Origin of the sequence: Asticcacaulis sp., assembly GCA_024707255.1 — a bacterium.
Lineage (GTDB): Bacteria > Pseudomonadota > Alphaproteobacteria > Caulobacterales > Caulobacteraceae > Asticcacaulis.
This window is the reverse complement of the sequence record JANQAC010000002.1, coordinates 772,092-791,697: the sequence shown is the minus strand read 5'-3', so window position 1 is coordinate 791,697 and position 19,606 is coordinate 772,092. Positions and strand designations below refer to the sequence as shown.

Here is a 19,606-nt window from a genome sequence, read left to right as displayed (position 1 = left end):
CCGGTTACGCAACGCTTGCTTTTACGTTTAGCCCTGACTTGCCATCATGGCCTTCGCCTGTGGCGACAAGGTCACGGTGGTGGCTGGGCCGCGCGAGGTTTCGGCGGCTTCGGCGGCTTTCGACTTGCCGGCGTCATTGTCGCCGTCATGATCGGGATCGACACGCGCGACGGGTTGCGACGCGGGTGTCGGGCTATAGGCGCCAACCGCACTAATAGAGGTCATCTGGATATCCTTTCGGTAAATTCTTTACCCTGAAAACAAGGGCCAAGGCCCTGCGGCAAATGGATTTGCCACAGTTGAAAGATGCGCCAGCACCCTTAACAACCGTTTAAATTTCAATGAGTTGACAGGAAAGCAACATCACTTAAACGTGCGCGTTACGAGGTCAGGCCAGTAGCGGTGTCATGGAATTACGGAGGCTTTGTCAGAAGTCCCGCGACAGGCTGATCCACAGGGTGCGCGGACGTGGCGGTGTCTGTTGCGGCGTCAGCCCCAGACTGAACGGATTGCCATAGGCGAAGCTGTTGCCATCGGCGCCCAGCGCATTCTCCAGTCGCAGGTTTAAGCGCATCGTGTCCGCCTCCAGGCTGGTATAAAGGCCCAGTTCGGCATAGCCGCCCATTTCAATATTTTGCAGCGGCCCGAAATTCAGATGCGAGCGACCGCGCCAAGTCAGATCGGCGCCGGTATGCCACACCGCCCCGCCAAGTGTCCGCTGCCAGTCCGCCGACAGGTTGACACTCTGCCGGGCGATATAGGGCAGTCCGGAATCCTCATTGGTGACGAAGTCCGGATTTGGCCGGGTCAGGCGCGGCTCGTTGATGAGGCCAGCCGCCTTCAGCGTCAGGGCCTGCATAGGTGTCCATGTCGCTTCAACCTCAAGGCCGGTATTGACGCCATTGCCGATATTGACGGTGACCGGCAGGCCATCCGCCTGCAACTGGTCGCTTTGCAGATCGCGCCAATAGGCCTTGAACAGCACCATATCAAGCCGCAGGTTCACAGCTGGAAACCGCAGCTTGGCACCTAGCTCATAGGCATTCAGCTCATCGCCAGCATATCGCGCGGGGATGGCCGGTGTGCCGTAGAGGTGCGTGGTATTGAAGCCACCGCCGCGATAGCCTTCGCCAGACTGAAGATAATAGGTCGCCGTATCGTTCGGCCGGTAACGCAGGGTCACCTGATGCGACAGGCGTACCGTTGAGGCGTGATCGATTATCTGTTCATCATGATCGCCGCTGACGGTTTCGGTATCGATACGGCTGTCAAGATCATGCCGGGTGTCGGTCTGGCGCAGGCCCATCACCGCCGTCCAGTGCGGCGTCAGGTCGTAACTCAGCTCGCCAAACGCCGCCAGGGTGGTAATACGGTCGTGGCGCCGCTCACTGTAAAGCGGGCGGCGCGTACCCGGTTCGGTCAGACGCGGTGTCAGGCGCTCGGTACTTTGGGCGGAAAATACCCCTGCCAGCCAGCGCAGGCGCTGGTTTGACGGCGACACCAGGGTCAGTTCGCGCGTCGTCAGTTCCACTGCCTGGGCCTGGTCATAGATCAGTCCTGTCGTCGCCGGCAGGCCATATTGCCCCGCCAGCGGCGAGGCGTCAAAGCGGCTGTCGAGATGATGATGGAGATGATTGAGCGACAGCTTCAATGTGCCCAGTCCGGTGCGCCCCTGCAAGCCGAATGATGCCTGGCTGAAATCGTTGTCGTGCGGTTCGCGTATGGTCAGGTCACGCGCATAGGTGCCGAGATTGCCGGAGACGTACTGGCTGTCCTTCGCATTGATATGCTGGGTGGCCTGCGATGCGGACACGGACCAATCGGCATTGACGCGCCAAAGCGCCGAAAACCGCGATCCAAAGCGCTGAACGCTGTTGATGTGGCTTTGACCGGTCGAGAGATCGCGGATATAGCCGCCCGCCTCGTCGCTGTAGGCCACGACGCGGACACCGAGACGATCTTTGATGAGGGGCAGGTTGAGAACGCTGTCCCAGCGGCTGGAAGCGGCGGCCTGATCACTCAAACCGACGCCGGCGCTGAAACTGCCGCCAAACCGGCTCAGATCGGGCGTCCGCGTCACCAGACGCACCACGCCGGAAATCGAGCCCTCGCCATAAAGCGCGCCTTGCGGCCCTTTCAGCACCTCGATCCGCGCCATGTCGACGAGCAGCAGGTCAGGATCGGGCGCATTATATGTGATCGGTGCATCATCGAGATAAAGCCCGACACTGGACTGCGTGCGGCCAGTGAACACACCGTCCGACAGGCCGCGCAGCAGGATCTTGTTGCGGCCGGGCCCCAGATTGGTCAGGGTCAATCCGGCCGCCTGTGCGGCGACATCGGACAAGTCACCGCCCCGTCGCGTCAGGGCATCGGCGCCGATGACGCTGATCGCCGAGGCGGCCGTGGCGGCGTTCTGAAGCCGGCGGTTCGCGGTCACCATAACCTCGGTGGGCACTTCCGCCGGCGTCGGTTCGGGACGCGGCAGGCGCAGAACCGGGCGCGGACGCAGTTTCAGCACGAAGGTATTGTCATCCGGCTGATCGAACCGGCAATGGCTGCCGCGCAGCAGCCGGTCGAGCGCGGTCCGTGCGGTCATGGCACCGCGGATGGCCCGCAGCGGCGCAGCGCACCGGGCGGGATCGACACCGCCGATATTGCTGCCGGTCTGGCGGGCCAGATCGGCCACGGCCTGCGCCAGAGGCTCGGCGGGAATATCTATGGGGACTGTCTGCGTGGCCAGAGCCGGCGCCGCCAGCATCAGTGCGCCAAAGCTCACAAGGCTAAGGCTTCCGGCGCAGGGTAATCGCCTTGTCGCTCTCGGCAGCCTCGACCGGCAGGAAATCTTGCAGGTGGCGAACAACCGAAGCCTCCGAATCGAGGGTGAGTACAGCCGTGACGTTCAGTTTGCCTGTTTCGCCGTCAACCTCAATCGGTTTGTCGAAATAGCGATTGAGGTCACTGACCACATAGGCCAAAGAGCGGTTGCGGTAAACCGCCTGTCCGCGCTGCCAGTCGAAGCCCGGCCCCACCATGATCTTTGAGCGCTGCGCCCGGCCTGTTGTCTCATCGATGACAGCCTGATCGCCGGCGTGCAAAACCCTTTCGGATGCAAGGGCTTTTGACGTTTCCCCCGCCCGGAGCATTGCCACCGCCCCGCTATTGACGGTCACCGTGACCGTGCCATCATGCCGCAGCACATCGAACACCGTGCCGACATCGCGCAGTACCTCATCGCCCGCATGAACGCTCAATGGCCGATCTGCATCATGGGCCACATCAAGCGCGACCTCCCCCTGTCGAGCACAATATCCCGGCGCTTGCGCGCATAACGCACCTCAAGACGCGTGGCGCTGTTGAGATGCAGTCTGGTGCCGTCATCAAGAGCGACTTCGCGCGTCTGGCCGGTCGCCGTCTCATAGATCAGCGGCGCCTGCGCCTTCCACAGACCGGGAAGCAGGGCCAGAGCCGCCAGCCCCGCAGCCATGCCGCCGGCGATCAGCCACAGGCGGCGCGACGGCGCGGCCGGCTTTTTGATTTTCCCGGCGCGTGCTGAGGCCAGATCAACTACGGTTGCCGTTTCAGCCGCCGGCGCCTCACCGATCCAGACGCGTTCGGCGGCGTCATAGGCCGCCAGATGTGCCGGGTCGGCCTCCAGCCATTCGCTCAGAGCGATAATATCGTCATCCGACATATCGGAGGCGTGCGCGCGCACAACCCAGGCAATGGCCTGGTCCTGAAGCGTCTGCGTCCTGATAGCGTCGTTCGACATGGTTTAGTCTGGTTCCGGCTGCGGTCTTGTGTGTACCTGTCATAACGACACCGCCGCGAGGGGATCATCGTACAGGCCTGGGCGATTTTCTGCGAAATATTTGCATCATCGTGGCGAATTTGGGGCGTCCTCAGGGGCCGGGGCCAGCGCGCGCCAGGGCCATAAGCGATTTCAGCGCTGCGCACAGATGCTTTTCAACCGTGCTTTTCGACACGCCGAGCTTTTGCGCCACCTGCGCCTGATTAAGCTCCTCAAACCTGTGCAGGCGAAAAATATCACGCGTCCGCTCAGGCAGGGCCTCGACCCCCTTCATGACCAGGGCCAGTTGCTGACGCGCCACCAGGCGGACCTCGGCATCGGGCTCATCGACAATGACATCTTCGCCGATCGATTGACGCACCGTGTCGTGCCATTCGCCATTACGGCGCCGATCGCGCCCTTCGCCGCGCAGGCGGTTCAACCAGATATTATTGGCGGCGCGAAACAGGAAGGCGGAGGGATTATCGACGCTGTAATCATCCGGCTGGGCGGCGATCTTCAGATAGAGTTCCTGCACGATGTCTTCCGCTACGCCGGCGTCACGGGTACGCGCCGTGAAATAACGCACCAGCAGGGTCCGCTTTTCCAGATAGGCGCTGAGTAAAGGCGAAGTCATCGAGCCCGGCGAACCATTAGACACATTGCAATTGTATCGCTTGGCCTTGAAAAAGGGTCAAAATGTGGCTCGTCCCGGCCCCGCCGGAGGCTTTGAAAAAAACCACCGAACGCTTTACGACATTACGACGCGGGCGGTGTCCATACATCAGCGCCGTTGATACCGGCCGTGGCCAGTCCTGATTTCAGACCTAAAAGGATAGTAATGACGTCTTCTGTTTCCGGTCCCGCCGGTATATCGTCAGCTTGGGCCATGACCGGCGCCAGCGCGCCCATGCCGCCGGCCAAACGCATGTCCGACCTCTTCGCCAAGATCGACACCCAGAATAGCGGCACCATCACCAGGCCGCAGTTGCAGACAGCTTTCCAGACCCTCAGCCCGCCGGTGAATTTCAAAGCCTATGGTTTCGACAAGACCTGGTCCGCTCTCGATCCGAAAAATACAGGCAGTGTGTCGAAAGATGCCTTTGTCTCGACCATGACCAGCCTGATGACGTCCCTGCGCGGCTACGCCGCCTCTCAAGCCGGCAAATAGATAAGGTCAACAGCCAGCCGGACCGTCCCGGCTGCTGACGAGAAGGAATGCCGGTCGTCAGGCCACCGGCATTCCTTTTCCCGCAGTCCAGGAGCAAGCCGCGCATTGCCTGAAGCGAAGCGTCTTTAGGATATAGTTTTATGCGCGCCGGCCAAGAGTCACTCCCGCTATTCGGAAAACTGAAGCGTCAACTTGTCCCCATTATAGCTGACGGTTTTTACCGGACTGGCTTCGCTTATGCCGGTGGCATTGCCTGGCGCGGCGATTACGACGTTAAAGGTGCGCGACTGAACCAGACCCGGAAAAGTGCCCTGACGTTTTCCGAACACCAGTGTCCTGGCTTTGTCATCCCAATGGATATCAACCGTTGCCCGCGCGCCCTTCTCGTAGGCGTAGGTTTCATTGTCATCTTCATAAAGGGTGAAGCTGGCATCGGCGCCCGGATAGATCCTCAGCTCATAGGGCGCTCCGGGGTTTTCAGTGGCGTACTGAACGACTGGCCCCATAGGCACGATCGACCCCGCCCGGACATACAGCGGGAAGCGATCGAGCGGCGCATCCGTTGATACGGTCTGCCCGCCCCTGAGGGCTTCATTCGTCCAGAAATCGTACCAGTTGGCGTCCTGTGGCAGGTAGGTTTCGACACGGGTATTGATCGCGGGCGTGTTTGCTTTCAGGGCGCGAAGTTCGGAGGGCGTACGCCACGCCAGGCGCAGGCTTCGCTCGCCGCCGCCCTGGAAATACTCGATCTTTACCGCGACCTGCTGCCCCTTGTGCAGGGTGACATTTGCCCCCTTGTAGCGTTTGGCGCCCTGGGACCAGTCTTCCACGACCAGTTTGCCGTCAAGGAAGAGACGATAGCCGTCGTCGCCCTCCAGGCCGATTTCATATGTGCCGTCTTCCGGCGCGGTGACAAAGCCTTCCCAGCGGGCGGAGAAGTTATTCAGGCTCTCCAGGCCGGCCGGAATTTCGGCCAACGGCGGTCCAGGCCAGCGGGCGTCCAGGGTCGCATCGACGACCTGGCCTTTCGGGGTGTCGAAATTGACACCGGCAAAATATTGCCCGGCCAGTCCGGCCTTGCCATCGGCAGTGTGGAGCGCACTGGCGGGAATCGTCTCGGCCGGTGGATCCTGCACATGGTACATCGCCCGCGTGACCGGGTGGACCAGGAAAGACGGCCCGAACATGAAGGCGTCGTCGATGTCATGCGTCGCCTTGTCGTCCGGAAAGTCCATCGGCAGGGCGCGCATAAGGGTCGAGCGGTTGGCGGTGACCTGCCAGGCTTCGCTGTAGATATAAGGCAGCAGCCGGTAACGCAGATGTACAGTATCCAGCAGCGACTGGTACATCTCCGGGTTCAGGTCTTTGAAGATGTAGGGTTCGCGCTCGATGCTGGTGCCGTGGACGCGCATGATTGGATTGAAGGCGGCAAACTGGAACCAACGGGCGAACAGTTCCTGATAGGCCGGATTGCGCTCGCCGCCGGGGAATTCATTGACAAAGAAACCGCCCGTGTCCTGAGTCCAGTAAGGATTGCCGGTAATGGTCACATTGACGCCACCGCTGATCTGCTCGCGGAAGGTCTTCCAGTTGGCGAAGATGTCGCCCGACCACGAGGCCGCCGCCGTGCGCTGGGCGCCGGCCCAGGCGGAGCGCGTCAAGGTAAAGACGCGCTGATCGCTGGTCGCGCGTTCGCCGTCATAGGTTCCTTGGGTCGTCATCAGCGAATAGGGATTGAGATAGCGGGTGAAATCACCCATGGCGTTCACGCCCAGTCCCTTGATGTCGCGGATATTTTCCTGCGCATCCCAGGCGGCAGAGCCGACTTCGACCTCGGTGCCGTCCATCCACAAAGCGTCCACGCCCTTATCCAGCAGTCCCTTCTTGATATATTTGAAATATATCTGCCGGCCGAGCGGACTATAGGCGTCGTAGACCCTCGCCTTCTTTGAAATCCAGTGCAGCGGCGTAAAGCGCAGATTGTGCGCGTCGAGTTCATGGGCAAGGTCGGTATCGTTGCCGATCGACGGCCAGATCGACACCATCAGCTTCATGTGCAGGTCATGTATCTCACGGGTCATGCCCTCCGGGTCGGGGTAGCGCTCCGGGTTCCAGATCATGCCGCTCCAGGTGCCGTCGGTGTCGCTGCCCCAGTATTGCCAGTCCTGAACGATATAATCGAGCGGGAACTGTTCTTTGCGGAAGGTGTTGGCGACTTCGACAAGCCGCTTCTGATCCGGGTAGCGCTCCTTGCTCATGAAAAGGCCGAACGCCTGTTTCGGAAACATCGGGGCATCCCCCGTCAGGCCGCGATAATCAGCCACCACCTCATCCAGCGAATTGCCGGCCATGAAGTAATAATCGACGCCGCCCGGCGCGCTTTCCGCCCACAGCGTAGCCTTCCCGGCGTCATCCTTGAACCGCATCTGGGAATAGGTGTCCCACAGAATGCCATATTTTTTCGCTGGAGACCATGACCGGAATGACGATCCCGACATTGGTCTGGACCAGCAGCAAATCCTGGTTGCGCCGGTTCAGATTGCCCTGATCGACGAAACCGAAACCGTAGATGCCCTCATCCGGCTTGAGGGTGAAACTGTTGCTGACCTCATAGGTCGGCGCGTTAGAGATGGCCTTCTTCTCGACCATTTGCGGATGAGCGGCGTCCTCGCGCGTGAATATGTGACCATCCGGCCCTTTGAACGTCAGGGCGCCCGTGGCGGTATCAATATCGATTTGCAGCCGGTCAGCACGTATCGACGCCGTGCCGCCGGACCGGCTGATCTTGAAATCGATGTCGTCCGGCGTGTCGGTGACGACAATGCTCGGCTGCGTCCAGTAGTTTTCACCTAGGTTGGTGTTCACGCGCACAGTGGTCGGCGAATAGAAGATGACGCTCTTGGTCATGCCGCCGACTCGGAACTGTACGCCATTCTTCAGTCGGACCAGGTCAAAACCGGCGGCATTCACATTTGCGACCTCCACCATATGGCCGCGGCCATCGAGACCGGTCGGCGTTTCCGCCAGACCAGCGGAGGCAACAAGCGCCAAAGCTGAGACGGCCAAGCCTAATGTTTTGAGTCGCATGTGTTTCTTCCCTTTTTCGCCGTCGGCCTGAAGGCCCGTCTTTTATTTATTCAACAGGGCGGCATTGCCCCAGGTGACCACGGTCGGCGTCTTGTTCTTTCCGGCCTTGCCGCGCGCCACCAGTTCGACGATCCGAACGCCGGTCACATCCGCCGTCAGGGCATGGGCCGGCTGGCCAAAGCGCATGGCCTTCGAGGTCGCCAGCAACTTGCCATCCCCGTAGACCGAGAAGGTCACGTCGTCATCAGCATCAGACGTCGAATCATCGACCCCGACCTCGGCGGCAAAATGACGGAACTGACCGTCGGCCTTGACCTCCAGACGGGAGTTAGACAGCACACCGAGACCGGTCTCAAAAGCCGTGCCATTGATACGCAGCATTTGCCGGTAAGGCGTGGCGTCGGCCTGGGCGCCACCCCAACCGGTATAGGCCGGTGGCTCACCTGTATCGGTCGTCCCGCCCCAGGGCGTGATCATGCGGTGTATCGTCGGATCGGGTTGCGGCGTGACCACGCCATCGACAGCCGGATTTACACGCCCGGTCATTTCCGACAGATAAAGCCCGTCAGACAGGCTGCGGGTGCCGGTGGCATCAAAGATCAGCGTCTGGCGCGGATCGAGGTGCATACGGGTTTCGCCGCTGAAGGCCGGCAGGGCCTGACCGTCCCACAGATCCCTGAGCGTAACCGGCGCCTTACCGTCAAATTTCAGGTGGCGTGCCGTGAGCGTGACCTCGGCCGGCGCCAGTCCGCGGTTGAATATGGCCACCGCCTTGTGGCCGTTGGCAAGCGTCTTGACCAGTATCTGGATGTCGTCGGTGTCATAGGCCAAGACGGCCTGGTTGCCCGCGGGGTCCTGATCGACGGCGATGATGTCGCTGTTGCCCAGGATATCCATGAGCGGCTGCGGCGCTTGCCGCAGGTCATAACCGATCAGAAGCGGTGCCGACAGCATGGACCACAGGGCGAAATGCGATCTGGCCTCGGTCAGATGATGTTCGTCGAAATCGCCATGACCGATAAACAGCATGTCCGGATCGTTCCACGAACCGGGATGGGCATAGAGCGACCGCCCGACGGCGCTGTCGAAATTGGCCAGCATACGCGTCCAGCTCGGTGTGATGTCGTCGCTGGTGCGCGACAGGTTGCCGACATCCTTGGCCCAGGCGCGCACATCGGCCGAGCCCCAGGCGCAGATCGAAAAAATGTAGTCATTATCCGGATTGGTGTGGTGAAGCGCGTCCGCGACCTGCTGGTAAAGCGCGCGCACGGCCGGAATGTCGGTACGGCGGATTTCCTTGATATCGATCAACGGATCGAGCGCCCGGTACAGGCCGGATTTGACCTTCGCACTCTCCGGGCCAAACGCACGAATGCCGCAGGCATCGACCTTGATATAGTCGAAGGCCCAGTCACCGAAATAGAGCTTGATGTCCTGATCGATGTGACCGTACAGGCCGACCTCGCGTTCGGCGACCGTGCCCTCCGGCAAGTTCGGCGTATCGGGGCCGCCAAAAGCCTGCGAGCAGTTGTTGGCGCCGATATCGGAATAGATCCCGGCCTTTAGTCCCATGGCGTGAATGCGGTCGGTAAACGGCTTGAAGCTTGTCTCTTCGGCGCCACCCACGGCGGCAGAGGGGAAGATCGCGGTGCGCACGATCATGCGGCCGTCCGAAGCCCGGCGCTTCAGCCACCAGCCGTCATCAAGATTGATGTACCGGTAGCCCTTAGCCGCCAGTCCGCTGTCGACAATGGCCTTGGCCGAATCCAGAACCTTTTGTTCGGTGACATCCGTATGGAACGCGTTCCACGAATTCCAGCCCATGGGCGGCGTGGATGCCTGCCCGGTGGCAACCGCGGTCCAGTGACCAGTCGGCGCCAACCTGTCCGGCGCGGCATTGGCGACGCCCGCAAACAACCACACTATCGCCAGCCCCGTGGCAAGCCCATTTCCAAATCGCATCACGTCTCTTCCCAAAAATTCAATTTGTGCCTGTTTTTTACCGGCTTGCCTACTGTTTCAGCCGATACGGATTTACCGTATCCTGGAGGGGACACATGTCACTGACCGGGTCAGCTCCGGTAGCGGTAATCAGGCCCAGCCGGTAAGGCAGCTTGAGATAGTCCGGCTCCTGGCTGTCCGGGTCAAGTCCCTGATAAAGAAATTGAAGCGGACGGCACGGATCGATCGACAAGGTCTGATCGAAACCTGAACGGATCATTTCGCCATGCGAGACGCCCTGCGACCAGGTTTTGCCGTCAAAGCGAACATTGCCCGTTCCAGCGAAAACATTCATGGAATCGCCCATTGGCGTCCATTCGCCATCCAGACGGTCGCTTTTCCATACCCGGAAATACCGCCCTTTGGGGCCAATGGCCTCGACCAGCGTGATGTAGCTTTTCGTACCCAGAACCCTGTAGGTATTGCTGGCTTCAAACACATCGTCCCGTTGCCCGGTCATTACGCGGGTTGTGTTATGGAAGCCGGCCGGGAAAGCATCGAGCGTTGTTTCGGCGCGGAAGAAACTGCCATTATCATTGGTGAAGAAAAGATAGCACTTCACGTCGTCGCAAATGACCCAGAAGTCCAGCCAACCGGCCTCGCCGTTCGGTTGCCTGACCACATCCGGAACGGTGTCAAAGAAGGGCGTGGGCGCGCTCCACGAAAGGGGATCGCTGATGTCCGAACTTGTGGAGTACATCGGGTCGCCGCCCTGATAGACCATGTACCAGAGCTTTCGAGGTGCGAAGTAAAAGACCTGCGGCGCCGCACGATAACCCGGCCCCATCGGCGACTTATCGAGCGGCACGATCGGCGAGGCTTTCGCCTGCGACCAGTCGGAGAAGTGGGTATAGGCCAGCCCCCACCCGTTCGTCCCGGCGGTGGTCATGAACACATGGTACTGGCCGTCGTAAAAGACGACCGACGGGTCTTTGACGCCGTAATAGGTTATTCCCTCGCCTTTCGGCGGCATGATCAGCGGCGGACTGGAAGCCCAGTGAAAACCTCCGGCGGCACCCGCCTGCGCCAGCCCTGGCAGGATGGCGAGCGCGAAGATGGCGGAGAGGATAGGCTTACATTTTTTCATAGTGACCTCGGAATCCAGGATGAACCTGCCTGTCAGTGTATGTCCATGGCGAAGGGGGATGCCGGCAGGTCCGCCCCGTCATAGAGATTGAGATAAGGCACGTCAGCCCATCCGAAGCGCACCGACCGGGCATTGGCAATGGCTTCTCCCGGCAGAACGACCGTGTTGCCTTCGATATGGGCGCTGGCGAAGTGGCAAGTCGCCGCGCACACCTCGAAGCCCAGCACGTCCTTGCCACCATAGGCACGCAGCGCTCCGTTGACATCCTGAAAATCGACAACCAGATCATTGCCGCGCCGAGACACACGCTCAGGCCGCGGCCCCAGCTTCAGGGCTTCACCATAGGCGACCTTGCGCGCAGCCAGAGCCAGTCTCAGCCCGACCTGGCGTTTTTGCGTCGGGTGAATATCGAAACGGTCGCCGACATCGTAGCTGACCGCCATCCCGACATGAGGGTCATTCTGCTCCAACTGGCGCTGGATATCACGGATTTCGCCCCAGCCAGAGGGGGCCGGCACATCCTGAGGCGTGCCGAACGCGCTCAACTGCACCACCAGGAACGGCAGGTCGGGCGCCTCGAAATGCTCGCGCCAGTCTTTCACCAGGGCCGGCAGGAGTTTGGCGTAAAGAGCTGGGTTGCCGGCATTCGATTCCCCCTGATACCAGGCAATACCCCTCAGGCTATACGGAGCTACGGGCGCAATCATGCCGTTGTAGAGCACGGCAGGCGCCGCGGCCTCGGACCAGGGAGCGGTGGGCGGCGTTCCCAAGGCCTTGATATCGGCGCCGATATGATAGCGCCACTCTGCCGGCAGGGCAACGAGCGCCCCGCTATCCAGCGTCAGCGTCCGTTCAGCCGGCGCGCCGTAAAGGCCGCCGCCACCGCCCGAATCCAGCACGCGCACAGCAATGACATTTTTTCCCCGCCTTCAGCACACCTTTTGGCAGGGTGTAATGGCGCGGCAAGGTCCAACCGTCAGTCGTTCCGACCAAAACGCCGTTTACCCAGGTGGTATCGGAATCATCGACCGGTCCCAGATCGAGCGATACGGCGTGGGCCGCCTGATCCGCTGTCAGCGTGACCGTCTGGCGATACCAGACAACACCGTCGAACGCCCTCAATGCCGGGACACCGCTGTTCTCCCAGACACCCGATGCCACGAGGGTCGGCCAGGCTGCATCATCAAATCCCTTGCCGGACCACAATCCGACTTGATTATAGTCCGGATCGTGTTCGCGCCACCAGCCCTTGGAATGGGCCTCCCAGTCAGACAAAGCGGCCTGCGAATCAGTCCGGTACAGATCCTGCACACTGAGAACTTTGCGCATGTCATCAAAGGCCGACAGACCTTCCCGGCTCACCCATAGTTCAGCCGCCGTACCTCCCCACGACGCATGAATCACCCCCTGGGGCGCATGTGTCTTATCGGCGAGTTCTCGCGCCATGAAGTAGCATACGGCCGAGGTGTTGGGTACGGAGGCGGGTGACGACACCTTCCACTGCGCCCCTTTGACGAACCCGGTGACGGGCGAAGCCTGCGAATTTCTGGGAACGTCGAAAATACGCAATTGCGTATTTCCAGCGCCTCCCACCTCGCCCTCACCATTATTGGCCGCCTTGAGGGGAAATTCCATGTTCGACTGGCCCGAACACAACCAGACATCGCCGACCATGATGTCGTTCAGGGTTTGCGTGTGGCCGTGCGTATCCGAAACCGTCAGTGCATAGGGACCGCCCGCCGCCTGTTGCGGCAGGGAAAGCGAAAAGCGGCCCGATGCGTCAGCATTGCCGCTGATGCTGGTCACAACGCGGTTGCCTTCGGACAAGGTCAGGTTGACCGCGTCATTTGCTGGCGCCTGGCCCCAGACGGCTACCGGCTTATCGCGCTGCAGGACGGCGTGATCGGTAAAGACCGGCGCCAAACCAAATGCCTCCTGCGCATGCGCTGTCGTGATGCCGCCAAACACAACGGCAGCGGCAAATATCGCATTGATAACCTTGTATTTCATCGACCACATCCCTGGCGCGCAAGACCTTTTCAAGACGGCGCCGCTCGTTAAATTGCGACTATGCAAACAACTTCTCCTGACGTGCGAAGTTGAGGAACAGCGGCAGCCACAGACCATCGGGACTGCCTGGCTGAGCGCCCACGCCAAAGCCGTGCCCCCCATGGGCGAACAGGTGGGTCTCGACCGTTATCCTGGCGGCGACCATGGCGTCACGTAGCCGCACCGAATTGGCCACGGGCACAGCACCGTCATCCTCGGCGTGGACCAGGAAGGTCGGCGCAGCCTCCGACGTAACATTGAGGTCTGGCGACCACTCGCGGATCTGCGCCGGCGTCGGCGGGCCGCCGAACAGCGACGGCGCCACGCCGCCATAGGCATAGGTCGGATCGACGCTTTGCACAGGGTAGATCGGTGCCGCCGGAACGGCCTCGCGCTGAGTTGATCCGTCGCGTCAACCGGCGAATAGAAGGCGGCCGAGTGTCGCGTGGCAAGGGTGGTCGTCAGGAAGCCGCCGGCACTGAACCCGAGAACGCCAACCCGGGCCGGGTCAAGGTGAAAGCGGGTCGCTTGAGCGCGGATGACGCGCATGGCGCGCTGGGCGTCAGCCGGCCCGACCTTGGCCGGTTCTTTCCAGCCGTCCTGGGCCAGACGGTAGATCAGCACGAAACACGAGATGCCGGCACGATTGAGAATGTCGGCAACCTTATAGCCCTCGTGCTCGAAGTAGTTCCACTGGAAGCTGCCCCCCGGAATGATAAGCATGGCTGAGCCGTTGGGCTGGGCTGCCGGCAATGAGATCATGTACGGCCTGCTAATACCGTTCGTGCGCCGGCTGCTATAACCTGGACTTGTCGAGGTCTGCTCGATGACCTCAGTCATGCCGGGATGGAGTGCCCCTTCGGGCGCATGCGGCCACAATTCGATAATGTCCTGTGGGGCAGCCGCGCGGGCTTGAGCCCGGACTTCGGTAGCCGCCATTCCGATTACCGATGCGCCCGCCAGAGCGAAGGGAGATTTTACAAGATCGCGGCGCGACAGGCTCATGGTGAATACTCCTCAAATTTCCTGAACTGAAACGGCTTCTTTCATGCCCTTGTAATCGAACGGCATAGCCTACAGCCGACCGAACTCTGCATCCCTACCTGGACAGACGGCACCGCTCAGGGTGCCTTGCAGTACTGGTCGATGAAATCCTGATGCGAAGAGACCGCCTGCGCCGAACGCGTGATCTCTTCGCGGCGCATTTCCATACCCTTGCGGATCTGCTCCAACGGATAGAGATCAGCCGCTACGGCGTAGCGCTCTGGAACGACGCCATTGCCCAGCAGGATCGCGAGCCAACTCGGCTCCATATAGGATTCGAGATCACCGAGCGCGATTTGCCCGCTGGCGTTCCAGATCTCAAGCTTGTGCCGAAGGCTGTCGGGTATCTCGATGTCGCGGGACGCCGCCCACAATGGTTCGGGCCGGCGTGACAGGTAATAGTGCGCAATGATGAAGTCGCGTATGCGCTCAAGCTCGATGGTGGTTATCCGATTATATTCTTCGCGTAAAACGGGGTTGATGGTCCCCTGGGGGAAGAGTCGAAGCAATTTCAACACCCCCGTGACGATCAACTGCAGTCCGGTTGATTCCAGTGGTTCGAGAAAGCAGGAAGCGAAACCAATCCCAATACAATTGCGGTTCCAGAACAGTTTGCGATGCCCGGATGTAAAGCGGAACACCCGTGGTTCAGCCAGCGGTTCGCCGTCGAGATTTCCCAGCAAGGCGTCGCGCGCCGCGTCGTCGCCCCAGAGATCCGAATTATAGACCATGCCATTGCCATTGCGATGTTGTAGCGGAATGGTCCAGCGCCAGCCCCCGGCATGGGCGGTGGATCGCGTAAACGGCATAAGCGCGCCAGTCCGTTTCGATGGGGCTGCTATGGCGCTGTTGCAAAGCAACCAGCGCGACCAGTCAACAAACGGCGTGTCCAACGCCTTTCCCAGCAATTCAGACGCAAAACCGGTGCAATCCAGGAACAGGTCGCCGGGAACCTTAACGCCATCAGCAAGATGGATGGCGGTAATATTGCCAGAGGCGCCATCCAGATCGAAGTGCGTCATCTTGCCTTCGATACGCTGCACGCCCAGCCCGGTCGCCACGTCCCGCAGATAGCGGGCGTACAATGCGGCATCAAAGTGATAGGCATGGTGATAGCGCGAATTCTGCGGATCACTAGGCGCAAAATTGTTGTTCTTCGCAACCGCGTAGGCGAACGAGTAGTCATCGATCGGACGTTCATCGCCGGATTGCCGCAATCTCAGCCAGTAGTGGTGGGTCGATAGATTGTCAACGTGGTGACCATAGTCGCTGAACGCGTGGAAATGCCGATTTCCGGCAACGCCCCAGTCGCAAAATTCAATACCCAGCTTGAACGTGCCCTGAGTGCTGCGAATAAAGTCATATTCGTCGATACCGAGCAAAGCGTTGCAGTGCGTCAGAATCGGTACCGTCGCCTCCCCGACGCCGATGATGCCGATTTCCTCGGATTCGACCAGAGTGATGCGGATTTGACTGCGATCCGTCCTCTTGGCGAGCAGCGCGGCCGCGATCCACCCCGCCGCGCCACCACCCAGTATGACGATTTCCTGTTGCTGTACGCTATTCATAACATACCTCGCCGTGAACGCACCCGACGCCATGTCCGACGAGGGGGCTTCAGGCCTTTACGGTTTGGAGTCGGGCAAGCCGCCTGTGCCTGTGCCCATACCTGCAATAAGCGGCCGGAATGATCCGGCCGCAAGACGTATTTGAAAAGGAAGGGCGCTTCGCGATGAAGCGCCCCCCCCCTTAGCCCGTTAGTAACGTGCCCGAATAGTGACCTCGTAGCGCTGATCACTGACGTTATAGTCGTACGGCTCGAACACACCAGGCACTGGCTCCTGAAGCGTTCTCGACTTCGTGTTGGTGAGGTTGTTCGCGTTGAAGGAAACGGAAATCTCGTCGTTCACACGGTAGTCAAAGCCCATATCCAGGTAACCGGCCGCAGCCATGTAGGCAGGAACCATGTTGTACACTGGATAGGAATGGGCGCTGTCAAAGTTGGTCGGGCTGGTGTTGAGCGTGTAGGGGTTGCCACCGCTTGTCGCATAGGACAGCGGATTGACGTTGGTCGACAGCAACGCCTTGTCGCGCCAGTTGTACGCCAGACGGAAATTGACCTTGTCACGGCTGTACAGCAACTGGATGTTGTAGGCCCACTTCGACAACCCGGCGTAGGGAAGTTTGGAGTAGGTCAGAGGCACAGTGCCGTCCGGGTTGAGGCCCGGCAGGGCCCCGCCGGCGGGAGGCGGGGTCAACACGCTGTTGGCCTGCTGGGCAGGGTTTCGGCTGTCGATGTAGGTCACGTTGCCATCAAGGCCAAACCCGCGAAGCAAACCGGGGAGTTTATCGAAGAACTTACGCCCACCGAGTTCAAAGCCTTTGATGTAGGCCTTCTGCTCCGACGTCTTGTTCTGCAGATAGAGCCAGGGAAGATCCAGTGTAGTCGGCGTCCCCGGATCCGGGTCCCCTGCGTTGACCGGAGGGGTGTCACCATTGGCGTAGGCCAAAGCCGGGATCGGCAGATTGTTGGCGATGAACGAATAGAACACCGGGTGATCCTCAACCTGCTTGGCGAACAGATCGAAGTACAGGAAACTGGACGACGACGGATAGTATTCGAACGTCAGATCCTGGCTGTTGATCATGGTCGGCTTCAGATTTGCGCCCCCACCGTTAACGGAAACACCTGTGAGAATCGAAGGCGCCTGCGGATTTCCGGCAGAAACTGATCTGGCGGAAATCGAACCGCCCGCGCGGATATCATTGAGGTTCGGCGGGGCAGACGCCCTCGATGCCGCAGCGCGAATGATGAACTTATTGGTTACGTCGAACTTGATGTTGAACGAAGGCAGAATACGATGGTAGCTGTAGTCGCGGGTCTGCATGCTATACCCAGGAACAAACGAATACAGCGTCGGAAAGACCGGCGATGAATTCGGATCCGCTGCCAGCGCCTGCTGCGCGTTGTAGTAATCCAGGCTGTCCTGCAAGGTCAGAGCAAGGTTCGCGGCATTCGGCGTTTGCAGCAGACCGCTCGCATGCAGGGTTTCGCTGAACGAACGAATGCCGATATTACCCGAGAACGCCGGAATGAAACCGAAACCATCGTGCGCAAACTTAGCCTGGATATAGACCGCATTCGTGGCGATGTGGCTATTGGTCTTGTTCAGCCCCTGATCAATATACTTCGTCCAATAGTCATCCGCTGTCCCGTTAGCGATCTGCCCGTTATACGTCGAGAGCAAATGATACCAGTCATAACTCTGCATGAGCGATTGGCTGGGGACGAGAAGCTGGGCTGGAACAGCCGCTTCACCACCGAAGAAATTCTTGAAGGTGCTGATTTCATAATCTGACGACGGGACATTCGTATTCGTCAGATATAGTATATTCCCCGCGCCATAAGTCGGGTCTCCCGGATGCGATCCCCACGGATTCCCGAGCCAGGACTGACTCAGAGGCGCCCAATAGGTCCCTACAAAGTCGTCGTTCTCGTCACGGGTGGCGGAACGCCCGCCGAAACTGATGCTGCGCAGGAATCCATCATCGCTGACCTGGTATTCAACATCGATGTGGGCAGCGACCATCTCCCCCTTGTTATCGGGTCTGTGATAGCCGAAATTGCTGAGATACGCGCTGCTTTTATCGAGCATGCCAGCAGTGGAAAGACCAGACAACACTGGCAGAGACCCCGTCAGGTCGACGTCCATTGACGTCACTAACTGGCTGGTCTGAGCAAGGCCAACAAAAAACTGTTCCCCGGTCGAGCTGGAACTGACATATTGCACACCACCACGAACCGCCAGACGGTCGGTGGGCTTCCACATGAAGCTCTGCGAAATATCGAGCGTGGAACTTTTGCCGTGCGTGGCCGATGCCCCGCCGCTCGGATTAAACGTACCCGCTGGGCCACACTGCACCAGACGCTTACCATCCCAATCCGCAGGGGGATTGTTCGGATCAATACCACTATTGGCCGACCAGTCCCACTGAAGCGACGACGCGGGACTGCCAAAGACGCCGCCGCAATCCATCATATAATAGGAGGGGAACCAGCCGTTCGCCGCCTTAAAACTGTCGCTCGCGGTCGTATTCGACCAATCCACCGAATTGCCGGTGGACCCTACAGTGAGGCTACCCGCGCGCAAAGCGCCATTGGCGTCATACTCAACCGGGGCGCCGACCTTGGGCATAACGGCAGATGCCGCCGAGGGGGAAGACCCTACGCCACCGCTGTTGCCCCAACTATCGTCGTTGTACTGCGTGTAGAACACCGTGTTGGTCAGCGTCAGGTTGTCATTCGGCTTCCACTGAACGGCCTGATAGGCGCCGTACCGTTCGCGCTTACTCGTACTGGTACTCCAGTTGAACGAACTGGGAACAAAAGCCAGATGATCGTCACGCGTGGAAGTCGGCGCATATTCGCCGAACATGGCACCGACCTGCAAATCGCTGCTCTGCTGGTGCAGAGCGCTGTAGGCCACATCCCACAACACGCCCACTTCACCGAATTTGGTGTCGAAACGCTTGGAGAACATGGCGGAAACACGGGGCGAACCCTTGTTTACCTGGCTGCCGTAACTTGCACCGACGGTGAGCTGGCGCTGGGTCTCCTTGAAATCGAAGGGCAGATGGGTGCGAAGATTAATCAAGGACGCACCGCCTTCAATGAGGTCAGCACGTGACGCCTTGTAGACATCGACACCGGCCATCAATTCGGGCGTGACCTCGTTCCAGCTGATGGCGCTCGCGCCATTAGCGCTAAATAGCTGCTGGCCGTTAAGCATACTCGAATTGAAGGGAAGACCGCGCACGGTGACGCCCGTACCCTCGATCTGGAACGCAGTGCTGCCTCCGTTAGACCCGGTGAATCGGGATATCGACACGCCCGACACGCGTTGAAGCACTTCGGTGATCGAATTGTCAGGCAGCTTGCCAGCCTCATCGGCGACGACCGAGTCGACGATCGTGTCCGAATTCTTCTTGATCTGGATCGCCGACTGCAAGGCTTTCCGACGCGCCGTAACAATAACAAGCGTATCGTCCGTGGCCGCCTTGGCTTCAGGCGCGCTATCATTTCCTGCCGCAGCCTCCTGCGCCATCGCGGACACGCCCGTGGCCGCCAGAACAATGGCCGACACGCTTGCGCCCAATAAAATCCTACTCGTGAGCTTTTTCATTTTCTTCCCTCTGATCCGAAACTGACGCCGTCGCCGCTTCTTATTCTTCGTGGCAGCCGCGCCGCCATTTGTAGGATAATAGCCGCGGCATTTTTGATTCAAGAATAAAATTTCATTTTATATAAGAAACGTCATGATTGTTGCGCCTTTGACACAAGGCGCCGTCTTCATAAATTTCGGAAAAAAGCCCCTCG

At 59.8% G+C, this 19,606-nt stretch carries 14 protein-coding genes and 2 pseudogenes; 1 reads left to right on the top strand and 15 read right to left on the bottom strand.

Annotated features, from left to right (window positions below; translation table 11 throughout):
* Window positions 1-27 precede the first annotated feature (27 nt).
* From NVV72_14960 to NVV72_14940, 5 genes and pseudogenes are all read right to left on the bottom strand, one after another.
* The gene (locus NVV72_14960) at window positions 28-225 is read right to left on the bottom strand and encodes a hypothetical protein (protein MCR6660571.1); all 198 of its coding nucleotides are present in this window, start codon (window positions 223-225) and stop codon (window positions 28-30) included.
* A 202-nt stretch (window positions 226-427) separates the two neighbouring features.
* Window positions 428-2,779 carry a TonB-dependent receptor gene (locus tag NVV72_14955; GenBank protein ID MCR6660570.1) on the bottom strand — a complete coding sequence of 784 codons (2,352 nt, stop codon included), beginning with the start codon at window positions 2,777-2,779 and terminating at the stop codon, window positions 428-430.
* Window positions 2,780-2,783: 4 nt separating this feature from the next.
* Window positions 2,784-3,772, bottom strand: a pseudogene (locus tag NVV72_14950) (FecR domain-containing protein).
* Between the two features lie 130 nt (window positions 3,773-3,902).
* A complete protein-coding gene (locus NVV72_14945) occupies window positions 3,903-4,427 on the bottom strand; it encodes a sigma-70 family RNA polymerase sigma factor (GenBank protein MCR6660569.1) in 525 nt (174 codons plus the stop codon).
* Window positions 4,428-4,549: 122 nt separating this feature from the next.
* Window positions 4,550-4,720 carry a hypothetical protein gene (locus NVV72_14940; protein ID MCR6660568.1) on the bottom strand — a complete coding sequence of 57 codons (171 nt, stop codon included), beginning with the start codon at window positions 4,718-4,720 and terminating at the stop codon, window positions 4,550-4,552.
* Here NVV72_14940 and NVV72_14935 point away from each other — a divergent pair.
* Window positions 4,719-4,961 carry a hypothetical protein gene (locus NVV72_14935; GenBank protein MCR6660567.1) on the top strand — a complete coding sequence of 81 codons (243 nt, stop codon included), beginning with the start codon at window positions 4,719-4,721 and terminating at the stop codon, window positions 4,959-4,961. The genes NVV72_14940 and NVV72_14935 overlap by 2 nt on opposite strands.
* 167 nt (window positions 4,962-5,128) lie before the next feature.
* On the opposite strand, the gene NVV72_14930 is transcribed toward NVV72_14935, so the two are convergent.
* The 10 genes and pseudogenes from NVV72_14930 to NVV72_14885 form a co-directional block, all read right to left on the bottom strand.
* Window positions 5,129-7,387: a PA14 domain-containing protein gene (locus NVV72_14930; protein MCR6660566.1), complete on the bottom strand. Its 2,259-nt coding sequence runs from the start codon at window positions 7,385-7,387 to the stop codon at window positions 5,129-5,131.
* Window positions 7,371-8,048: a DUF4968 domain-containing protein gene (locus tag NVV72_14925; GenBank protein MCR6660565.1), complete on the bottom strand. Its 678-nt coding sequence runs from the start codon at window positions 8,046-8,048 to the stop codon at window positions 7,371-7,373. Before NVV72_14925 ends, NVV72_14930 begins: the two co-directional genes overlap by 17 nt.
* 42 nt (window positions 8,049-8,090) lie before the next feature.
* Window positions 8,091-9,872, bottom strand: a complete 1,782-nt coding sequence (locus tag NVV72_14920) for an NPCBM/NEW2 domain-containing protein (protein ID MCR6660564.1) — start codon at window positions 9,870-9,872, stop codon at window positions 8,091-8,093.
* 187 nt (window positions 9,873-10,059) lie between these two features.
* On the bottom strand, window positions 10,060-11,136 hold the full coding sequence (locus tag NVV72_14915; protein ID MCR6660563.1) for a non-reducing end alpha-L-arabinofuranosidase family hydrolase: 1,077 nt from the start codon (window positions 11,134-11,136) through the stop codon (window positions 10,060-10,062).
* A gap of 32 nt (window positions 11,137-11,168) precedes the next feature.
* Complete coding sequence (locus NVV72_14910; GenBank protein MCR6660562.1) at window positions 11,169-12,035, bottom strand: sialate O-acetylesterase; 867 nt, start codon at window positions 12,033-12,035, stop codon at window positions 11,169-11,171.
* The gene (locus NVV72_14905; GenBank protein ID MCR6660561.1) at window positions 11,989-13,146 is read right to left on the bottom strand and encodes a hypothetical protein; all 1,158 of its coding nucleotides are present in this window, start codon (window positions 13,144-13,146) and stop codon (window positions 11,989-11,991) included. Before NVV72_14905 ends, NVV72_14910 begins: the two co-directional genes overlap by 47 nt.
* 58 nt (window positions 13,147-13,204) lie before the next feature.
* Window positions 13,205-13,546: a prolyl oligopeptidase family serine peptidase gene (locus tag NVV72_14900; GenBank protein MCR6660560.1), complete on the bottom strand. Its 342-nt coding sequence runs from the start codon at window positions 13,544-13,546 to the stop codon at window positions 13,205-13,207.
* A 125-nt stretch (window positions 13,547-13,671) separates the two neighbouring features.
* Window positions 13,672-13,908: pseudogene (locus NVV72_14895) on the bottom strand (alpha/beta hydrolase).
* A gap of 398 nt (window positions 13,909-14,306) precedes the next feature.
* A complete protein-coding gene (locus tag NVV72_14890) occupies window positions 14,307-15,797 on the bottom strand; it encodes a tryptophan 7-halogenase (protein MCR6660559.1) in 1,491 nt (496 codons plus the stop codon).
* Window positions 15,798-15,986: 189 nt separating this feature from the next.
* On the bottom strand, window positions 15,987-19,412 hold the full coding sequence (locus NVV72_14885) for a TonB-dependent receptor (protein ID MCR6660558.1): 3,426 nt from the start codon (window positions 19,410-19,412) through the stop codon (window positions 15,987-15,989).
* Between the last annotated feature and the right edge of the window lie 194 nt (window positions 19,413-19,606).

Coding starts and splice junctions, on each gene's coding strand:
- NVV72_14960 (MCR6660571.1), bottom strand. CDS start 225: ATGACCTCTATTAGTGCGGTTGGCGCCTATAGCCCGACACCCGCGTCG.
- NVV72_14945 (MCR6660569.1), bottom strand. CDS start 4,427: ATGACTTCGCCTTTACTCAGCGCCTATCTGGAAAAGCGGACCCTGCTG.
- NVV72_14935 (MCR6660567.1), top strand. CDS start 4,719: ATGTCCGACCTCTTCGCCAAGATCGACACCCAGAATAGCGGCACCATC.
- NVV72_14940 (MCR6660568.1), bottom strand. CDS start 4,720: ATGCGTTTGGCCGGCGGCATGGGCGCGCTGGCGCCGGTCATGGCCCAA.
- NVV72_14930 (MCR6660566.1), bottom strand. CDS start 7,387: ATGCGGTTCAAGGATGACGCCGGGAAGGCTACGCTGTGGGCGGAAAGC.
- NVV72_14925 (MCR6660565.1), bottom strand. CDS start 8,048: ATGCGACTCAAAACATTAGGCTTGGCCGTCTCAGCTTTGGCGCTTGTT.
- NVV72_14920 (MCR6660564.1), bottom strand. CDS start 9,872: ATGGGCTGGAATTCGTGGAACGCGTTCCATACGGATGTCACCGAACAA.
- NVV72_14915 (MCR6660563.1), bottom strand. CDS start 11,136: ATGAAAAAATGTAAGCCTATCCTCTCCGCCATCTTCGCGCTCGCCATC.
- NVV72_14905 (MCR6660561.1), bottom strand. CDS start 13,146: ATGAAATACAAGGTTATCAATGCGATATTTGCCGCTGCCGTTGTGTTT.
- NVV72_14890 (MCR6660559.1), bottom strand. CDS start 15,797: ATGAATAGCGTACAGCAACAGGAAATCGTCATACTGGGTGGTGGCGCG.
- NVV72_14885 (MCR6660558.1), bottom strand. CDS start 19,412: ATGAAAAAGCTCACGAGTAGGATTTTATTGGGCGCAAGCGTGTCGGCC.